The organism is Arthrobacter sp. Y81 (genome assembly GCF_002929335.1).
In the GTDB taxonomy this organism is placed as follows: Bacteria; Actinomycetota; Actinomycetes; order Actinomycetales; family Micrococcaceae; genus Arthrobacter.
Genome location: NZ_PJIL01000098.1, coordinates 1 through 531, shown reverse-complemented (window position 1 = coordinate 531; position 531 = coordinate 1). Strand labels below are relative to the sequence as shown.

At 62.1% G+C, this 531-nt stretch carries 1 pseudogene; it reads left to right on the top strand.

Annotated features, from left to right (window positions below):
• Positions 1-531 (top strand): annotated as a pseudogene (locus CXQ91_RS24370) (pyruvate dehydrogenase (acetyl-transferring), homodimeric type); the annotation flags it as partial.

Below are 531 nucleotides of genomic sequence, written 5' to 3'. Positions count from 1 at the left end.
CTCCAGCTCGCCGCGAACGAGAACCTGGACAACCTGAACTTCGTGATCAACTGCAACCTCCAGCGCCTGGACGGGCCGGTGCGCGGCAACGGCAAGATCATGCAGGAACTCGAAGCGTTCTTCCGCGGCGCGGGCTGGAACGTCATCAAGGTCGTCTGGGGCCGGGAATGGGATGACCTGCTCGGCCGTGACCAGGACGGGTCGCTGGTGAAGATCATGAACGAAACCCCGGACGGGGACTACCAGACCTACAAAGCCGAGTCCGGCGGGTTCGTCCGCGAGCACTTCTTCGGGAAGACCCCGCAGACCAAGGAAATGGTCGCGGACCTCACCGATGACCAGATCTGGAACCTCAAGCGCGGCGGCCACGACTACCGCAAGGTCTACGCCGCGTACAAGGCAGCGACCGAATTCAAGGGCAAACCCACCGTGATCCTGGCCAAAACGGTCAAGGGCTACGGACTCGGACCGCACTTCGAAGGCCGCAACGCCACCCACCAGATGAAAAAACTCACCCTCGACGACCTCAAG